Here is a 15,822-nt window from a genome sequence, read left to right on the forward strand (position 1 = left end):
ATTCCCAGACGGAAAATCCTGCTTGAACCTGGCCGCGGCCCGCCTGCGCCACATCGCTGGGACGCAGTGGTCCACCCACAAGTACATGAACATCACCCCGCTATTCGCGGATCATACCCAAGGAGCCGTCGTCGCGTGACTAAAAGTGCGAAAGATCTTTGACAGTACCGAACCGCAACGCCCTTGGCGTTCGACTGTACAGAGCACGCGCTGCCCTGCGCGACGCGATCCAACACCATTGCGGAGCCTGCTGCCTGGACGATCCCGATGATTGCCACTGCCCTGTCTAGCGACGAAGCGATCCCGTAAGTCCATCAAACTGCGACACGGAAAGCTATACGACGGGATCAGGCGAACAGCTCAGGGCATTCGCGGGCGCATTTGTTGGTAAGGATGATGTAAACCAGATGCAGCGTTGCGAGCCCCGCCAGCAGGCAGAAAAATGAGATGTAGGCAAACCGCAGGAAGACGATGTCGACGATGATCACCGCCACCAAAGTCAGGGCGAAATGGCGCACGTGTTTGTAGTGCGACAGCGCCGGCGGCAGGGTGATGAGGGCGACGTAAATCGTGTTGGTCAGCCAGCGCGGCATCATGAAATCCAGCCACATGGATTTTTCATAAGCCAGCGACTGATTATTGACCTCGACCACGACCATGTCGCTGTTCAGCCCGTGCGGGATGTAAAGCAACAGTCCGAAAGCCAGCCCGATCAACGCCATGAGCCGGAACAACCGCTTGCGCGGACTGGTGTCCGGTTCAAGCACGTAGACCGAGAAGGGGACCCAGATCGGCCACATGAACCAGGTGAAAAAGATGAACCCCATGGCCCCCCATAAGACCGTCAGGGGATCGTTTCCGTTCATGCCGACCCAGACAAAACCCTCGGTAAACTGCTGAAGGCCGGCGAAAAGCGGCATTAGGGCAAGCGGCAGGTAGCGTTTGTTGCGCCGCCATGCCTCGATTGAAATGGCAGTGCCTCCGCCGACAAGGAATACGCTGGCGGCAAAGCTGACCTGGGCCGATAAGCACATGGAATTCTCTCTCTCATAATTCTTATTGGGAAGGTCCAAGCCCAATTCTAAGGCACGTACCGGGCACTGAAAAGCAGCCGTCTGACCACGGGAGCCCTCCCTCCGTCGCTGGTCAACCCATGGTGATGGCGACGGTCGCAGGCGCAGCTCGGTCGCGATGACCTTCCTGAGCACGCGGCCACTGCGGAAATCTCACACGCCCGGTCGGCAGAGCATACGGATTCTTCAACAGGCCGAGTTGTGGGATCGCAAGTGGCTTTCCTCCAAATCAAAGCCATGCGGAAGGAACTGTAAGGTTTGAAGACCGGCATCGTCTATCCACCAAACGGTCGTTCGCGTCTGTAAGGTTAATCGACAGGAGCAGAAATTGAGAACACTGACCCTTGAGGTCCGCGGGCTGTTCGAGGAACTCGATCACCTCGCGGTCGAACGCCATTTGTCGGCCCTCGACGGGGTGCACCGCGCCGAAGCGAACCCGGCCTCGGCCAGCGTGACGGTGCAGTACGACGAGACGGTCGTGGGCGAGGAAACGCTGCGCAAGACGGTGGAGTCCTGTGGCTTCCACTGCGCGGGCGAGCGGGTTCCGAACCATGTCTGCCGGATGGACCACACGGGCCATGACGGCCATTCGGCGCATGGCGGAAAGGCCCCCGCCGGTCACGACGCGATGGCGCACGAGATGGGCCATGGCGGCGGCATGGACATGGCCGGGATGGTCCGCGACATGCGCAACCGTTTCTGGGTGGCGCTGCTGTTCACCGTCCCGATCTTCATCTATTCGCCGATGGGGGGCATGTTCACGCCGCCCGCGCCGCCTTTCGGTCTGAGGCTGGACCTGTGGCTGTTCTTCCTCGGCAGTGCCGCGATCATCTGGCCAAGCTGGCCGTTCTTCGTCGCCGCCTGGCGGGCCTTGCGCAACGGTATCCTGAACATGGCGGTACTGGTCGTGCTGTCGGTCGGCACGGGCTACGTGTTCAGCGTCGGCTCGACCCTCTTCTTTCCCGGCGTGCAGTTCTACGAGGCCGTGGCGGTGCTGCTGGTCTTCATCCTGCTGGGGCACTGGCTGGAGATGCGGGCGCGGGCAGGGGCCTCGGCTGCGATCCGGGCGCTGCTCGATCTTGCGCCGCCGATGGCGACCGTCATCCGCGATGGCCGGGAGGTCGAGGTGCCCACCTCGGACGTGCTGCAAGGCGAGATCGTGCTGATCCGGCCGGGCAACAAGATCCCCGTCGATGGCGAGGTCATCGAAGGCACGTCGCTGGTCGACGAGTCGATGCTGACGGGCGAGTCCATGCCGGTGAACAAGGCCGTGGGCGATACCGTGATCGGCGCCACCATCAACAAGAGCGGCAGTTTCCGCTACCGCGCCACCAAGGTGGGCGCCGATACCGCGCTGGCGCAGATCGTCAAGCTGGTGCAGGAGGCGCAGAACTCCAAGGCGCCGGCGCAGCTTCTGGCCGACCGCGCGTCGCAATGGCTGGTGCTGATCGCCATCGTGATCGGGCTTGCGACCTTCGCGGTCTGGTTCTGGTGGATCGGCGAGCCGCTTCTGTTCGCGCTGACGCTGACGATCACCGTTTTCGTGATCGCCTGCCCGGACGCTTTGGGTCTCGCGACCCCGATGGCTGTGATGGTCGGCACCGGGCTGGGGGCGCAGCATGGCATCCTGTTCAAGAACGCCGGCGCGCTGGAAGACGCGACCAGGCTGGACGTGATCGTCTTCGACAAGACCGGCACCCTGACCATGGGCCAGCCGCGCGTGGTCGAGGTCGTGGCCGGCGAGGGCGGCAGCGAAGATGACGCGCTGCGGGCCGCCGCTGCCGTAGATCGCGGTTCCGATCACCCGCTGGCGCTGGCCATTGTCGAACGCGCCGCGGATCTCGACGTGCCGCAGATGGCCGGGTTTCTCAACCTCGAAGGCCGCGGCGCCCGCGCCGAGATCGCGGGTGAAACCGTGCTGGTCGGCAACCGGCGGTTGATGGACGAGGAGGGCATCGACATAGGCCCCCTGACCGCCGAGGCCGAGCGCCTGAAGGGCGAGGGCCGCACGGTCGTGCACGTGGCGCAGGCGGGCCGGATGCTGGGCCTGATCGCCATCGCCGACGCACCGCGCCCGAGCGCCATGGCCGCCGTGGCCAAGCTGCGCGAACGGGGCGTCGAGGTGGCGATGCTGACCGGCGACAACGAGGGCACGGCGCGGCGCATCGCGGGCGAGTTGGGCATCGACATGGTGCTGGCCGATGTGCTGCCGGGCCAGAAGGCCGAAAAGGTCAAGGAGTTGCAGGCCCAGGGCAAGAAGGTCGGCATGGTCGGTGACGGAGTCAACGACGCGCCCGCGCTGACCCAGGCCGACGTCGGCTTTGCCATCGGCGCGGGCACGGACGTGGCGATGGAAAGCGCCGACGTCGTGCTTATGAAGAGCGATCCCTACGATGTCGTGGGGGCGATCGAGCTGTCGCGCGCCACCTTGCGCAAGATGCACCAGAACCTGTTCTGGGCGGTGGCCTATAACGTGATCGCCTTCCCGATGGCGGCGGGCGTGTTCTACCCGCTGATCATCAGCCCCGCCGTCGCGGCGATTGCGATGTCGGGCAGTTCGGCCCTGGTCGCGGTCAACGCGCTGCTGCTGAAACGGACCCGGCTGGAAGGCATTGGCGCGGGCAAGGCCGCCGCCAGTGCCGCGCAGACGGGCCAGGACCCGCTGCACGCATCGCATCCGCAGAAATCACATTGAAAGAGGGGGACTCGATATGTCTGATACATCGACCAAAACACCGGACGGGCAGGGCATGGCGCCGCAGTTTCCGACCGCCTACACGATCCTGTTCGGTCTGATCATCGTCGTCGCGGCGCTGACCTGGATCATCCCGGCGGGCCAGTATGACCGCGCCATGAACGAGGAGGTGGGCCGCGAGATCGCCGTGCCCGGCACCTACCAGGAGGTCGATCCCAACCCGCAGGGTTTCATCGATGTGATGCTGGCACCGGTCGCCGGGTTCTACGATCCCGACAGCTATGCCGCCAATGCCATCGACGTGGCGCTGTTCGTGCTGCTGCTGGGCGGTTTTCTGGGCGTGGTGAACGCCACCAAGGCCATCGACACCGGCATCCAGACCGCGATGCTGCGCCTGAAGGGGCACGAGATCTGGATGATCCCGATCCTCATGTCGCTCTTTGCGCTCGGCGGCACCACCTATGGCATGGCCGAGGAAACGCTGGCCTTCTACGCGCTTCTGATCCCGGTGGTGATCGCGGCGGGCTACGATTCCGTGACCGGCGTGGCGATCATCTTGATCGGCGCCGGGATCGGCACGCTGGGCTCGACCATCAACCCCTTCGCCACGGTGATCGCGTCGGACGCGGCGGGCATCCCGTTCACCGACGGTATCGCGCTGCGGCTGGTCCTTCTGCTGGGCGGCCTCGCGATCTGTGTGGCCTATGTCATGCGCTATGCCGCGAAGGTCAAGGCCGACCCGAAACGCTCGGTCGTGGCCGCGCAACGCGACAGCGACCGGCAGTTCTTCCTCAACGAGACGGATGCCGAGCTCACCGAACCCAAACTGACCGGCACCCAGAAACTGGTCCTGGTCCTGTTCTTCGCCACTTTCGCCGTGATGATCTGGGGCGTGTCGAGCCAGGGATGGTGGATGGCTCGGATGGGCGCGCTGTTCTTCGGCATGGCCATCGTGGTCGGGCTGGTCGCGCGAATGGGGGAAAAGACGCTGACCGCGTCCTTCGTGGACGGGGCGAAGGATCTGCTGGGGGTGGCCCTGGTGATCGGGCTGGCGCGCGGCATCGTCGTGATCATGGAGCAGGGCCTGATTGCCGACACGATCCTGAACAGTGCCGCCGACACGCTTGGCGGCCTGCCCCAGATCGCCTTCATCAACCTGATGCTCTGGATCGAGATCGGGATGAGCTTTCTGGTGCCGTCGTCGTCCGGCCTTGCCGTCCTGTCGATGCCGATCCTCGCGCCATTGGGGGATTTCGCGGGGGTCGGGCGTGATCTGGTCGTCACGGCCTATCAATCGGCCAGCGGGCTGGTGAACCTGATCACGCCGACATCGGCGGTGGTGATCGGCGGTCTGGCCATCGGCCGCGTGTCGTTCGACCGCTGGATCGTCTTCATCTGGCCCCTGCTGCTGATCCTCGTCGTCTTCATCTCGGCCGGGATCAGCCTGGCCGCCATTCTCTGATTAGCAAAGGAGGCATCCGAGATGTCTGAACCGAAACTGGGCGTTCATTCGGAAGTGGGCCGATTGCGGCAGGTGATCGTATCGCCCCCGGGCCTGGCGCATCGCCGCCTGACGCCGGACAACCGCGAGGATCTGCTGTTCGACGATGTGTTCTGGGTCAAGCAGGCGATCAAGGATCATGCCGTCTTTGCCGACATCATGCGCGGCGAGGGGATCGAGGTGCTGGACGCGATGGCGCTGCTGGGGGACGTGCTGGAGATGCCCGAGGCGCGCAACTGGGTTCTCGACCACCGCATCACCCGCAATGATGTGGGCGTCGGAATGCGGGACGATCTGCGGGCCTGGATGGAATCCCTGCCCGGAGCCGAGCTTGCGCGGTTTCTGGTCGGCGGGATCACGGTGGACGATCTGCCCTTCACGCCCTCGGGCATGTTCGGCAGCTACCTCGGCCCCAACGGCTTCGTGCTGCCGCCGCTGCCGAATTTCATCTTTACCCGCGACAATTCGGCCTGGGTCTATGGCGGCGTCAGCCTGAACCCGATGCATTTCGCGGCGCGGCGGCCCGAAACCCTGCTGATGGCCGCCGTCTACCGGTTCCACCCGACATTCGCGGGGCAGGCGCGGGTCTGGTTCGGCGATCCGACGCGCGAGTTCGGGACGGCCACGCTGGAAGGCGGCGACATCATGCCCATCGGCCACGGTGTCGTCATGGTCGGTATGGGCGAACGATCGACCCCGCAGGCGGTGGGCCAACTGGCCGAGGCGCTGTTCGAGGGTGGCGATGTGCACCGTCTGATCGCCTGCCAGATGCCCGCCTCGCGCGCGGCGATGCACCTGGATACCGTCTTTACCCATTGCGGCGGCGATGTCGTGACCACCTTCAAGGAGGTGGCGGATGCCATCACCTGCTACGACCTGCGCCCCGGCGCGGGCAAGGCGCCGCTCGATATCCGCCGCGATGCCCGCCACCTGTTCGAGATCACCGCCGAGATTCTGGGCCACAAGACGCTGCATCTGGTCCCCACGGGCGGGTCCGATGCCGCCGAGCAATCGCGCGAGCAGTGGAATGACGGCAACAACGTGCTGGCGCTGCGCCCCGGCGTCGTCATCGGCTACGACCGCAACGACGACACGAACGCCGCCCTCAAGGAAGCCGGGATCGAGGTGCTGGCCATCCCCGGCGCCGAACTGGGCCGGGGCAGGGGCGGCAGCCATTGCATGAGCTGCCCGACGATCCGCGACGCAATCTGAACACCCCGACGACAAGGAAATCCCATGTCCTACAACCTGCGAAACCGCCATTTTCTGACCTTGCGCGACTTCACGCCACAGGAAATCGGCTTTCTGCTGAAGCTTTCCGCCGACCTGAAGGCGGCGAAATACGCGGGCACCGAGGTGCCGCGCCTGACCGGCAAGGAAATCGCGCTGATCTTCGAGAAGGACAGCACCCGCACCCGTGTCGGGTTCGAGGTGGCGGCCCATGATCAGGGCGCGCATGTCACCTATCTTGGCCCCTCCGGGTCGCATCTGGGCAAGAAGGAGACCGTCAAGGACACTGCCCGTGTCCTGGGCCGGGTCTATGACGCCATCGAATATCGCGGTTTCGGCCAGCCCATTGTCGAGACATTGGCGAAATACGCGGGCGTGCCGGTCTATAACGGGCTGACGGACGAGTTTCACCCGACGCAGATCCTCGCCGATTTCCTGACCATGCAGGAACATTCCGACAAGCCGCTGCGCGAGATCGGCTATTGCTTCCTGGGCGACGCGGGCAACAACATGGGCGACAGCCTGCTGATCGGCGGCGCGAAGATGGGCATGGATGTGCGGCTCTGCGCGCCCGAGAGCCTCTGGCCCGATCCCGCGATCCGTGACGAGGCCGATGCCATTGCCGCGGAAACCGGGGCGCGGATCATGCTGACCGGGGATGTTGATGCCGCCGTGGCAGGCGCCGATTTCATCTACACCGATGTCTGGGTTTCGATGGGCGAGCCGAAGGAAAAATGGGCGGAGCGGATCGAGCTGCTGAAGCCCTATCAGGTGAATGCCGACGCGATGGCGAAGACCGGCAATCCGCGGACGAAGTTCATGCACTGCCTGCCCGCCTTCCACAATGCCGAGACAGAGGTCGGCGCCGAGATCGAAGAGACATTCGGCATCACGGCGATGGAAGTCACCGAAGAGGTGTTCGAAAGCCCGGCCTCCATCGTCTTCGACCAAGCCGAGAACCGGCTGCACACCATCAAGGCGGTCCTTGTCGCCACGCTGGGAAACTAGCCCATGCTTGTCGTTGCAGCCCTCGGGGGAAATGCGCTTCTGCGCCGTGGCGAACCTCTGACTGCCAAGGCCCACAGCGCGAACGTCGCCACCGCGGCCGCCGCGCTGGCGCAGATCATCGAGGCCGGCCACCAACTGGTCGTCACTCACGGCAACGGGCCGCAAATCGGCCTCCTCGCGTTGCAGGGCGCCGCCTACAAACCCGATGAGGTGTTCCCGCTGGATGTGCTGGGGGCGGAAACCGACGGCATGATCGGCTACATGATCGAACAGGCGCTTGAAAACGCCCTGGGCCATGACCGACCGGTCGCAACCCTGCTGACCCAGATCGAGGTCAATCCCAAGGACCCGGCCTTCGCCAGACCGACCAAGTTCATCGGCCCGGTCTATGACAAGGCGGAAGCCGAACGGCTGGCCCAGGCGCGGGGGTGGAGCATCGCCGCGGATGGTGCGCGTTGGCGGCGGGTGGTGCCGTCGCCGATGCCGATGGACATCCCGGATTTGCGGGTGCTGGAGCTGCTGCTCGAACGGGACGTCACGCTGATCTGTGCGGGCGGTGGCGGCATTCCGGTTGTCCGGCGGCCGGACGGATCGCTGATCGGGATCGAGGCGGTGATCGACAAGGATCATGCGACGGCGCTTCTGGCCCACAAGTTGAAGGCCGATGCCCTGCTGTTGCTGACGGATGTCGAGGCCGTGTTCCGCGATTTCGGCACCGACGCGCAATCGGCTATTAGGCGATTGTCACCGGAGGACGCAGTGCGCCTAGACCTGCCGGACGGTTCGATGGCACCTAAGGTGGCAGCCGCCGCGACCTTCGTCTCGGGGCGCGACCGTTTCGCCTGCGTGGGCCGGCTGGAGGATGCGCTTGCCATGCTGGAGGGCCGCGCAGGGACGATGGTCGCAAACACCTGAAACAAAGGAGGACAATCCATGAAACGCCTGAAAGATAAGGTCACCCTGATCACCGGGGGCGCGGCGGGTATCGGACTGGAAACCGCGCGGCTCTTCTTGAGTGAGGGGGCCAAGGTCGCGCTTGTGGACCTCGACGATGACGACCTGTCGGATGCTGCGCGGGATCTGGGCAGTCCGGAGGACCTGCTGACCATCGCAGCCGATGTCTCCTCGGTCGAAGACAGCAGAAGATACGTCGCGCAGACCGTCGAGACGTTCGGGCGCATCGACGTGTTCTTCAACAATGCCGGAATCGAAGGCAGGGTCGCGCCGCTGGCCGACCAGAAGATCGAGGATTTCGACCGCGTGATGGCGGTCAATGTGCGCGGCGCGTTCCTTGGGCTGCAGCATGTCCTGCCGGTGATGATGGGGCAGAAAACCGGCAGCGTGATCAACATGTCGTCGATTGCGGGCCTCAAGGGCAGCCCGAATGTCGCGCCCTACATCACGTCGAAACATGCCGTCGTCGGTTTGACGCGCGCCGCCGCGATAGAGGCCGCAGGCCACAATGTGCGCGTCAACTCCGTGCATCCCTCGCCGGTCAACACGCGGATGATGCGGTCGCTGGAGGAAGGGTTCAATCCCGGCCACGGCGACGAGGTGAAGCAACAGCTTGCAGGCACGATCCCGCTGGGTCGATACGGCGAAAGCCTCGATATCGCCAATCTGGTCCTGTTCCTCGCCTCCGACGAGTCCGCCTTCATCACCGGGGCACAATATCCCGTCGATGGCGGCATGGCGGCGGGCTGAGTGTCGGGGAGCGGAAGGCCATGGCAGAGACCGCACAGGCCGAGGCGAGCGATACCGACGATGCGGCGGGCCGCATTATCGCGATTCGCGGCGGCGTGGTGGATGTCGCGTTCGAGGGGCGTAGTCCGCAGATCAACGCGCTGTTGCTGGCCGGAGAGCTGGCCATGGAGGTCGCCGCGATCGTCGGGGACGGCGTCGTGCGCTGCATCGCACTTGGCCCGGTCCGGGGCCTGGGGCTGGGTCAGGCCGTATCGGTCAGAGGTGACGGGATCTACGTGCCAGTGGGCGAGGCAGTGCTGGGCCGGATGCTCGACCTCTTCGGCGCGCCGCTGGACGGTCGGCCGGCCCCCGACGACGGGATCGGGCGCCGCTCGATCCACCGCCCGCCACCCGCGCTGCAGGATCGGGTGCTGCACGCCGAGGTGCTGGAGACCGGGATCAAGGCGCTCGACCTGCTGTCGCCGATCGAGCGCGGCGGCAAGACCGGGCTGTTCGGCGGCGCCGGGGTCGGCAAGACCGTGCTGCTGAGCGAGCTGATCCACAACACGGTCGAGAATCACCACGGCGTGAGCCTGTTCTGTGGCATCGGCGAACGCTCGCGCGAGGCCGAAGAGCTATGGCGCGACATGGGCGAGGCCGGCGTGCGCGACAGGATGGTGATGCTGTTCGGCCAGATGAACGAGGCCCCCGGCGTGCGGTTCCTGATCGGCAAAGCGGCGTTGACGATGGCCGAGTTCTTCCGCGACGATCGGGGGCAGGACGTGCTGCTGCTGATCGACAACATCTTCCGTTTCGTCCAGGCCGGCTCGGAGGTTTCGGGCCTGCTGGGAAGGATGCCGTCGCGGGTGGGCTACCAGCCGACGCTGGCGACCGAGCTTGCCAGCCTGCAAGAGCGGATCTCGTCGACCTCGAGAGGGTCGATTACCTCGATCCAGGCGGTCTATGTTCCGGCGGACGATTTTACCGACCCGGCGGCGGCGCAGATATTTTCGCATCTATCGGCCTCGGTGGTGCTGTCGCGCAAACGGGCCAGCGAAGGGCTGTATCCCGCGGTCGACCCGCTGGCCTCGGCCTCGGTCATGCTGACGCCGGCGGTGGTTGGCCAGCGGCACTACGACATCGCCCGCGCCGTGCGCCGGACCCTGGCCGAATACGAGGATCTGCGCGACATCATCGCCATGCTCGGGATCGAGGAACTCTCGGCCCATGACCGCGCCGTGGTGGCCCGCGCCCGCCGCCTGGAGCGGTTCCTGACGCAGCCGTTCTTCACCGTCGCCGGCGCAGCGGCGACCAAGGGCAGGCTGGTCCCCGTTGCCGACACGCTGGACGGCTGCGAAGCGATCCTGAACCTGACCGCATTCGATTTGCCCGAGAGCGCCTACTACATGATCGGCCCGCTCTCCGACCTGCCGGAGGCGCCATGAGCCTGTCGGACGAAATGCGGGTCAGCCTGCGCCTGCCCGCCCGCATCCTGTTCCAGGGGCCCGCTGCGCGATTGTCGGGATCCGCCGCCCATGGTGGTTTCGGCATCCTTCCCAATCACGTCGATTTCGTGACTGCCCTGGTGCCTTCGGTCCTGCTGGTGACGCAACCGGGCGGGGCGGAGCGGATATTCGGCATCGACGAGGGGCTGCTGGTCAAGAAGGGGCACGACGTCGATATCGCCGTGCGCCGCGGGGTCGAGGGCGGCGACCTGGGAACCCTGCACGCGACGGTCGGAAAGGCCTTCGCCGAAATCGAGGACGAAGAGCGCGCGGCCCGCGCGGCGCTGTCGCGGCTCGAAGCCGACATGGTGCGCCGCTTCACGATCCTGCGAAAGGCAAGCCCATGACCGAAGAACCGGATAAACCGGCCCGTGAGATCGGCGAGCGGGCACGCCGGCTGAAGGCGGCGCGGGACGATCCGGGGCCCAGCCCGTTGCGCGGTGTCGGCACCTTCGGCATGATCGGCTGGTCGATCGCCGTGCCGACGGTCGGCGGCGCCTTTCTGGGGCTGTGGCTGGACCGGGTCGTGCCGCAAGGGTTTTCATGGACGATCGCGCTGATCCTGGGCGGTGTCGTTCTGGGGGCGCTGATCTCGTGGATCTGGATGCGCAAGGAAGGAGGCGGAGAATGAGCGGTTTCGACTGGGGCGGACTTGGCGTCGGGGCGGCAGCCGGCCTGCTGGCGGGTGTGCTGTTCCTTGGCGGTCTGGCGCTGGGCATGCGCCTGGCCCTGCGGTCGGGCCGCCCGATGCCGGTGCTTGTGCTCAGCAGCGCGCTGCGCATCGCGGCACTGCTTGGCGCGGTCTGGCTGATCGCGCAGAACGGCCTTGCGATGCTGGCCGGTTTCGCACTGGTCTTGGTTGCGGTGCGCATCGCGGCGGTGTCGCTTGTCCGCCCGGCGGCGGGATCGGAGCCGCGCGGATGGAACTGACCCCCGACAGCAACATCGTCTTCACGATCGGCGGTTTCGGGATCAACAAGACCGCCTTCAACACCTGGCTGATCATGGCGCTGTTGACCGTTACTTCGATGCTTGTCACCCGCAACCTGCGCCCCGACGTGCCGCCGAACCGCTGGCGCACCGCGCTGGAAGTCATCGTCAAGGGCATCGAGGGCCAGATCGCCGAGATCACACGGCGCCCCGACAGGCGGCTGCTGCATTTCTCCGGCACGCTGTTCCTGTTCATCGTCACCTCGAACCTGCTGCTGGTGGTGCCAGGTTTCGATCCGCCGACGGCATCGCTGTCGACCACTGCGGCGCTGGCGCTGTCGGTGCTTGTGGCGGTGCCGCTGTTCGGCATCGCGAGCCGGGGATTGGGCGGCTACCTGCACAGCTATCTGGAACCTTCGGCGATCATGCTGCCGTTCAACATCGTCAGCGAGGCGTCCCGCGGTATTTCCCTGGCCATCCGGCTATACGGCAACATCATGAGCGGGGCGGTCATCGCGGCAATCCTTCTGGGCGTTGCCCCGTTCTTCTTTCCCGTCGTGATGGACATGCTCGGCCTACTGACCGGCGTGATCCAGGCCTATATCTTCGCCATCCTGGCCACGGTCTATATCTCCAGCGCCACTGCGACCCCGACCGATCGAACCGAAGCAAAAGGAAAGGACCAGACATGACCGATCTTGCCATCATCGCCGCGGTCTCGATTTTCACGGCCGGGCTGACCGTCGCTTTCGGGGCGATCGGGCCCGCTCTCGGCGAGGGCCGTGCGGCGGCGGCCGCGCTCAACGGAATCGCGCAGCAGCCCGATGCCGGCCCGACCCTGTCGCGGACGCTTTTCGTCAGCCTTGCGATGATCGAGTCCACCGCGATCTACTGTTTCGTCGTCGCCATGATCCTGATCTTCGCCAATCCGTTCTGGACCGCGGCCCTCGACGCCGCCGCGCAGGGCGCGGGCGGCTAGGCCATGTCGATCGACTGGATCACGGTCGCGGCGCAGATCGTCAATTTCCTTGTCCTCGTCTGGCTGCTGAGGCGATTTCTCTATCGCCCGATCCTCGACGGGATCGACGCCCGCGAGAAGGAGATCGCCGATCGCATGGCCGAAGCCGCCGGGATCGCGGCCGCGGCAAGGGCCGCGGAGGCCGACCACCTGGCAGAGATCGCGGCGTTGCGGGCCGACAGGGCCGGGACGCTGGAGGAGGCGCGACGCAGCGCGGAGGCCGAACGCGACGCGCTGCTGGACGAGGCCCAGAACCGGCTGTCGAAGGAAGAGACAGAGCGCGAGGCGAGGCGCGCCGAGGAGGCGCATGCCTACAGTGCCGAGCTGCGTCGCGCCGGCGCGAATGCGCTGTTGTCGCTGACCCGCAAGGCGCTGTGGGATCTGGCGGACGAGACCCTCGAACAGCGGATCGCCGCCCATGCCGTCACGCAGCTAGGGGCCGTGGCCAAGGACCTGCACAGCGCCGCCGGTGACAGCCGCCAGGCCGTCGCGCTCAGCCGCGATCCGCTGCCGGACGATGTTCGCGCCTCCCTCGGCGCGGCGCTTGCGGATATCGACCCCGGGGTGACGGTGCGTTTCGTCACCGACCCGTCGCTGGCGCCGGGCCTCACCCTGCGGATGGGGGGCGCGCAGGTCGCCTGGACGGTGGACAGCTATCTCGACGGTCTGGAAAGCCTGCTGGAGCATCATGCCAGACGTACCGTCACGAGAGGATTGACCGATGCAGCCTGAGGGCCGCCGCGACAACGGGCCACTGGACCTGGTGCAGGCGCTGCTGGACAGCCCGCCACCGGCCCCCAAGGTCAGCGAGATCGGCCGGGTGGCCGAGGTCGGTGCCGGCATCGCCATCGTCACCGGGTTGGCCCGCGCTCTCGCCGACGAACTTCTCGAATTCGCCTCGGGCATCCGCGGCATCGTGTTCGACGTGGAACCCGGCAGGCTCGGCGTTGTCCTGCTCGGCCCGTCCGAAGTCGTGGTTCCCGGCGAGGAGGTGTCGCGCACGGGCCGGGTTGTCAGCGTCCCCGTCGGGCCGGCCCTGCTGGGCCGCGTGGTCGATGCTCTCGGGCGGCCTCTCGACGGCAAGGGGCCGGTCGACGCGGTCATCCTTCGGCCGGTCGAGGCCGAGGCGCCGGGCATACTGAGCCGGAGCGCCGTAGAGCGTCCGCTCGCCTCGGGGCTGAAAGTGATCGACGCCGCCGTGCCGGTGGGATTGGGTCAGCGCGAATTGATCGTCGGCGACCGCCAGACCGGCAAGACCTCGATCGCCGTGGACACCATCCTGAACCAGAAGGATACCGGCGTGATCTGCGTCTATTGTGCCATCGGCCAGCGCGGCGATGCGGTTGCCAAGGTGATCGGCGCACTCGGCGCGGGCGGCATGACCGGGCAGACCGTGGTACTCGTGGCGGGCGACGAGGACGCGCCGGGCCTGTCCTATATCGCGCCCTACGCCGCCATGACCGTCGCCGAGGCGTTCGCCGCGAGGGGCGGGGACGTGCTGGTGGTGATGGACGATCTGACCCACCATGCGCATTCCTATCGCGAAGTTTCGCTGCTTCTGCGCCGACCGCCGGGACGCGAGGCGTTTCCGGGCGATATATTCTATGTGCACGCCCGACTGCTGGAGCGCGCCGGCCAGTTCGCTCGCTCCGCCGGTGGTGGGTCGATCACCGCATTGCCCATCGTCGAGACCCAGGCCGAGAACCTGTCGGCCTATATCCCGACGAACCTGATTTCGATTACCGACGGACAAATCTACCTGTCGCCGCGTGTGGTGCGCAAGAACCAGTTTCCGGCAGTCGATCTGGGCGTGTCGGTGTCGCGGGTCGGCGGCAAGGCGCAAAGCCGCGCGTTCCGCGAGGTTGCCGGCAATCTGCGGGTGACGTTGTCGCAGTTCGAGGAGTTGGAGGAATTCGCCCGTTTCGGCACGCGGCTGGACCAGGCGACACGGGCGCGCCTGACGCGGGGCGCGGCGGTCCGCGCCGCCCTGCGCCAGCCGGAGCGTGATCCGATGCCGGCGGTGGCCCAGCTTGCGGTTCTGATCGCCGCGATGGAGGGCGTGCTGGACGGTATGGACGCGGCCGCCGTTGCCGCGGCCGGCGCCGCCATCCGCAAAGCGATGCGGTCGGACGATCAAGGCCTGGCGGCCCGGATCGCCGCAAACGAGCCGCTGTCGGACGAGGACCGTGCCCGGATCGTGGAGACGGCGCGGCGCGCGGCCGGTCCCGGCGGACCGGCGGCGGGCGGCCAGAAGGGCGGGGACGATGGCGCAAACGCTTGAGCTTCTGGCACACCGCACGGGGACGCTGCGCAGCATTCGCGGCATCGTGCGCACGATGAAGACGATCTCGGCGATCAACGCGCTGCCCTATGACCGGGCGGCGCGGTCGATCGAAGCCTATCGCGACACGGTGCTTGCCGGATTTCAGGCATTTCTTCACCGCCACGGCGCGTTGCCCGCGGTGGATGCCGATGGCGCGGTGTCCGTCGTCATCGCCTTCGGTTCCGACCACGGGCTGTGCGGCAACTACAACGAGCTTGTCGCCGCCGAAGTCGCGCGGCAGACCGCCGGGGACCGGGCCGCGCGGGTGATCTGCGTCGGCGCAAGGATGGAGAGGGCGCTGCACGACCTCGGTATCCCGTCGGAGGCGGCCTTGTTCCCGCCCGTGACGACCGATGGGCTGGGGCGCCTTGCCGGCAGTCTGATCGCGCGGCTCGACGACGTACGGCGCGCAGCGCGCTCGGGCACGATCGCGGTGACGCTGGTTTTCATGCAGCGCGCGGGGGGCGGCCAGCAGAGCCCCGTCGCGCAACGCCTGCTTCCGCTCGACCCCGGTCTAATCTCGGAGCTGGCAAGCCGACCGTGGGAGTCGCGCAGCCTGCCGCAATTCCGGCTGCCCGCCGACCGAATGCTGGCGGCGCTGATCCGCAGCTATCTGTTCGCCAGCATGTTCCGCGCCGCCGCCGAAGCCCTGGTGACGGAAAATGCCGCGCGGCTGGCCAGAATGCAGCAGGCGGAACAATCGGTAGACGAACGGCTGGAGAACCTGACCGCAGAATCCCGCGCCGTGCGTCAGGACGAGATCACGACCGAGCTTCTGGATGTCATCATCGGGTTCGAGGCTGCCAGGGACCGCTACGCCGGCAAGTCACGAAAAAGGACGGATCCCGATAGCTGA

16 protein-coding genes and 1 pseudogene are annotated in these 15,822 nt (G+C 66.3%); 16 read left to right on the forward strand and 1 reads right to left on the reverse strand.

Going from position 1 to position 15,822, the window contains the following annotated elements:
• Positions 1-139: pseudogene (locus tag GE300_RS24000) on the forward strand (IS256 family transposase); the annotation flags it as partial.
• Positions 140-347: 208 nt separating this feature from the next.
• Here the strand turns inward: GE300_RS24000 and GE300_RS19450 are convergent.
• Positions 348-1,034, reverse strand: coding sequence for a DUF6629 family protein (locus GE300_RS19450; RefSeq protein ID WP_154449175.1), 687 nt, complete (start codon positions 1,032-1,034; stop codon positions 348-350).
• A gap of 367 nt (positions 1,035-1,401) precedes the next feature.
• Between GE300_RS19450 and GE300_RS19455 the strand changes: the two genes are divergently transcribed.
• Genes GE300_RS19455 through GE300_RS19525 form a run of 15 tightly spaced genes read left to right on the forward strand, consistent with a single transcriptional unit; the run spans position 1,402 to position 15,822 of the window.
• On the forward strand, positions 1,402-3,768 hold the full coding sequence (locus tag GE300_RS19455) for a heavy metal translocating P-type ATPase (protein ID WP_154449176.1): 2,367 nt from the start codon (positions 1,402-1,404) through the stop codon (positions 3,766-3,768).
• 16 nt (positions 3,769-3,784) lie between these two features.
• Positions 3,785-5,230, forward strand: coding sequence for a YfcC family protein (locus GE300_RS19460; RefSeq protein ID WP_154449177.1), 1,446 nt, complete (start codon positions 3,785-3,787; stop codon positions 5,228-5,230).
• A 21-nt stretch (positions 5,231-5,251) separates the two neighbouring features.
• Positions 5,252-6,481, forward strand: a complete 1,230-nt coding sequence (locus GE300_RS19465) for an arginine deiminase (RefSeq protein ID WP_154449178.1) — start codon at positions 5,252-5,254, stop codon at positions 6,479-6,481.
• Positions 6,482-6,505: 24 nt separating this feature from the next.
• Positions 6,506-7,507 carry an ornithine carbamoyltransferase gene (argF, locus tag GE300_RS19470; protein ID WP_154449179.1) on the forward strand — a complete coding sequence of 334 codons (1,002 nt, stop codon included), beginning with the start codon at positions 6,506-6,508 and terminating at the stop codon, positions 7,505-7,507.
• Positions 7,508-7,510: 3 nt separating this feature from the next.
• The gene (gene arcC, locus GE300_RS19475; protein WP_154449180.1) at positions 7,511-8,422 is read left to right on the forward strand and encodes a carbamate kinase; all 912 of its coding nucleotides are present in this window, start codon (positions 7,511-7,513) and stop codon (positions 8,420-8,422) included.
• 18 nt (positions 8,423-8,440) lie between these two features.
• Positions 8,441-9,211: an SDR family NAD(P)-dependent oxidoreductase gene (locus GE300_RS19480; RefSeq protein ID WP_154449181.1), complete on the forward strand. Its 771-nt coding sequence runs from the start codon at positions 8,441-8,443 to the stop codon at positions 9,209-9,211.
• Between the two features lie 20 nt (positions 9,212-9,231).
• The gene (gene atpD, locus GE300_RS19485) at positions 9,232-10,635 is read left to right on the forward strand and encodes a F0F1 ATP synthase subunit beta (protein WP_154449182.1); all 1,404 of its coding nucleotides are present in this window, start codon (positions 9,232-9,234) and stop codon (positions 10,633-10,635) included.
• Entirely contained in the window at positions 10,632-11,042 is a 411-nt protein-coding gene (locus tag GE300_RS19490; RefSeq protein WP_154449183.1) for an ATPase, read from the forward strand. The genes atpD and GE300_RS19490 overlap by 4 nt, the downstream gene beginning before the upstream one ends.
• Positions 11,039-11,326: an AtpZ/AtpI family protein gene (locus GE300_RS19495; protein ID WP_154449184.1), complete on the forward strand. Its 288-nt coding sequence runs from the start codon at positions 11,039-11,041 to the stop codon at positions 11,324-11,326. Before GE300_RS19490 ends, GE300_RS19495 begins: the two co-directional genes overlap by 4 nt.
• Positions 11,323-11,625 carry an N-ATPase subunit AtpR gene (locus GE300_RS19500; protein ID WP_233417209.1) on the forward strand — a complete coding sequence of 101 codons (303 nt, stop codon included), beginning with the start codon at positions 11,323-11,325 and terminating at the stop codon, positions 11,623-11,625. The genes GE300_RS19495 and GE300_RS19500 overlap by 4 nt, the downstream gene beginning before the upstream one ends.
• A complete protein-coding gene (locus GE300_RS19505; protein ID WP_154449186.1) occupies positions 11,616-12,317 on the forward strand; it encodes a F0F1 ATP synthase subunit A in 702 nt (233 codons plus the stop codon). Before GE300_RS19500 ends, GE300_RS19505 begins: the two co-directional genes overlap by 10 nt.
• Positions 12,314-12,604: a F0F1 ATP synthase subunit C gene (locus GE300_RS19510; protein WP_154449187.1), complete on the forward strand. Its 291-nt coding sequence runs from the start codon at positions 12,314-12,316 to the stop codon at positions 12,602-12,604. Before GE300_RS19505 ends, GE300_RS19510 begins: the two co-directional genes overlap by 4 nt.
• 3 nt (positions 12,605-12,607) lie before the next feature.
• Positions 12,608-13,375 (forward strand): F0F1 ATP synthase subunit B family protein, encoded by a 768-nt coding sequence (locus GE300_RS19515; RefSeq protein WP_154449188.1) that lies wholly within the window; start codon positions 12,608-12,610, stop codon positions 13,373-13,375.
• Positions 13,376-13,406: 31 nt separating this feature from the next.
• The gene (locus GE300_RS19520) at positions 13,407-14,924 is read left to right on the forward strand and encodes a F0F1 ATP synthase subunit alpha (RefSeq protein ID WP_325063330.1); all 1,518 of its coding nucleotides are present in this window, start codon (positions 13,407-13,409) and stop codon (positions 14,922-14,924) included.
• The gene (locus tag GE300_RS19525) at positions 14,908-15,822 is read left to right on the forward strand and encodes a F0F1 ATP synthase subunit gamma (RefSeq protein ID WP_154449190.1); all 915 of its coding nucleotides are present in this window, start codon (positions 14,908-14,910) and stop codon (positions 15,820-15,822) included. The genes GE300_RS19520 and GE300_RS19525 overlap by 17 nt, the downstream gene beginning before the upstream one ends.

Origin of the sequence: Halovulum marinum, assembly GCF_009697225.1 — a bacterium.
In the GTDB taxonomy this organism is placed as follows: Bacteria; Pseudomonadota; Alphaproteobacteria; order Rhodobacterales; family Rhodobacteraceae; genus Halovulum; species Halovulum marinum.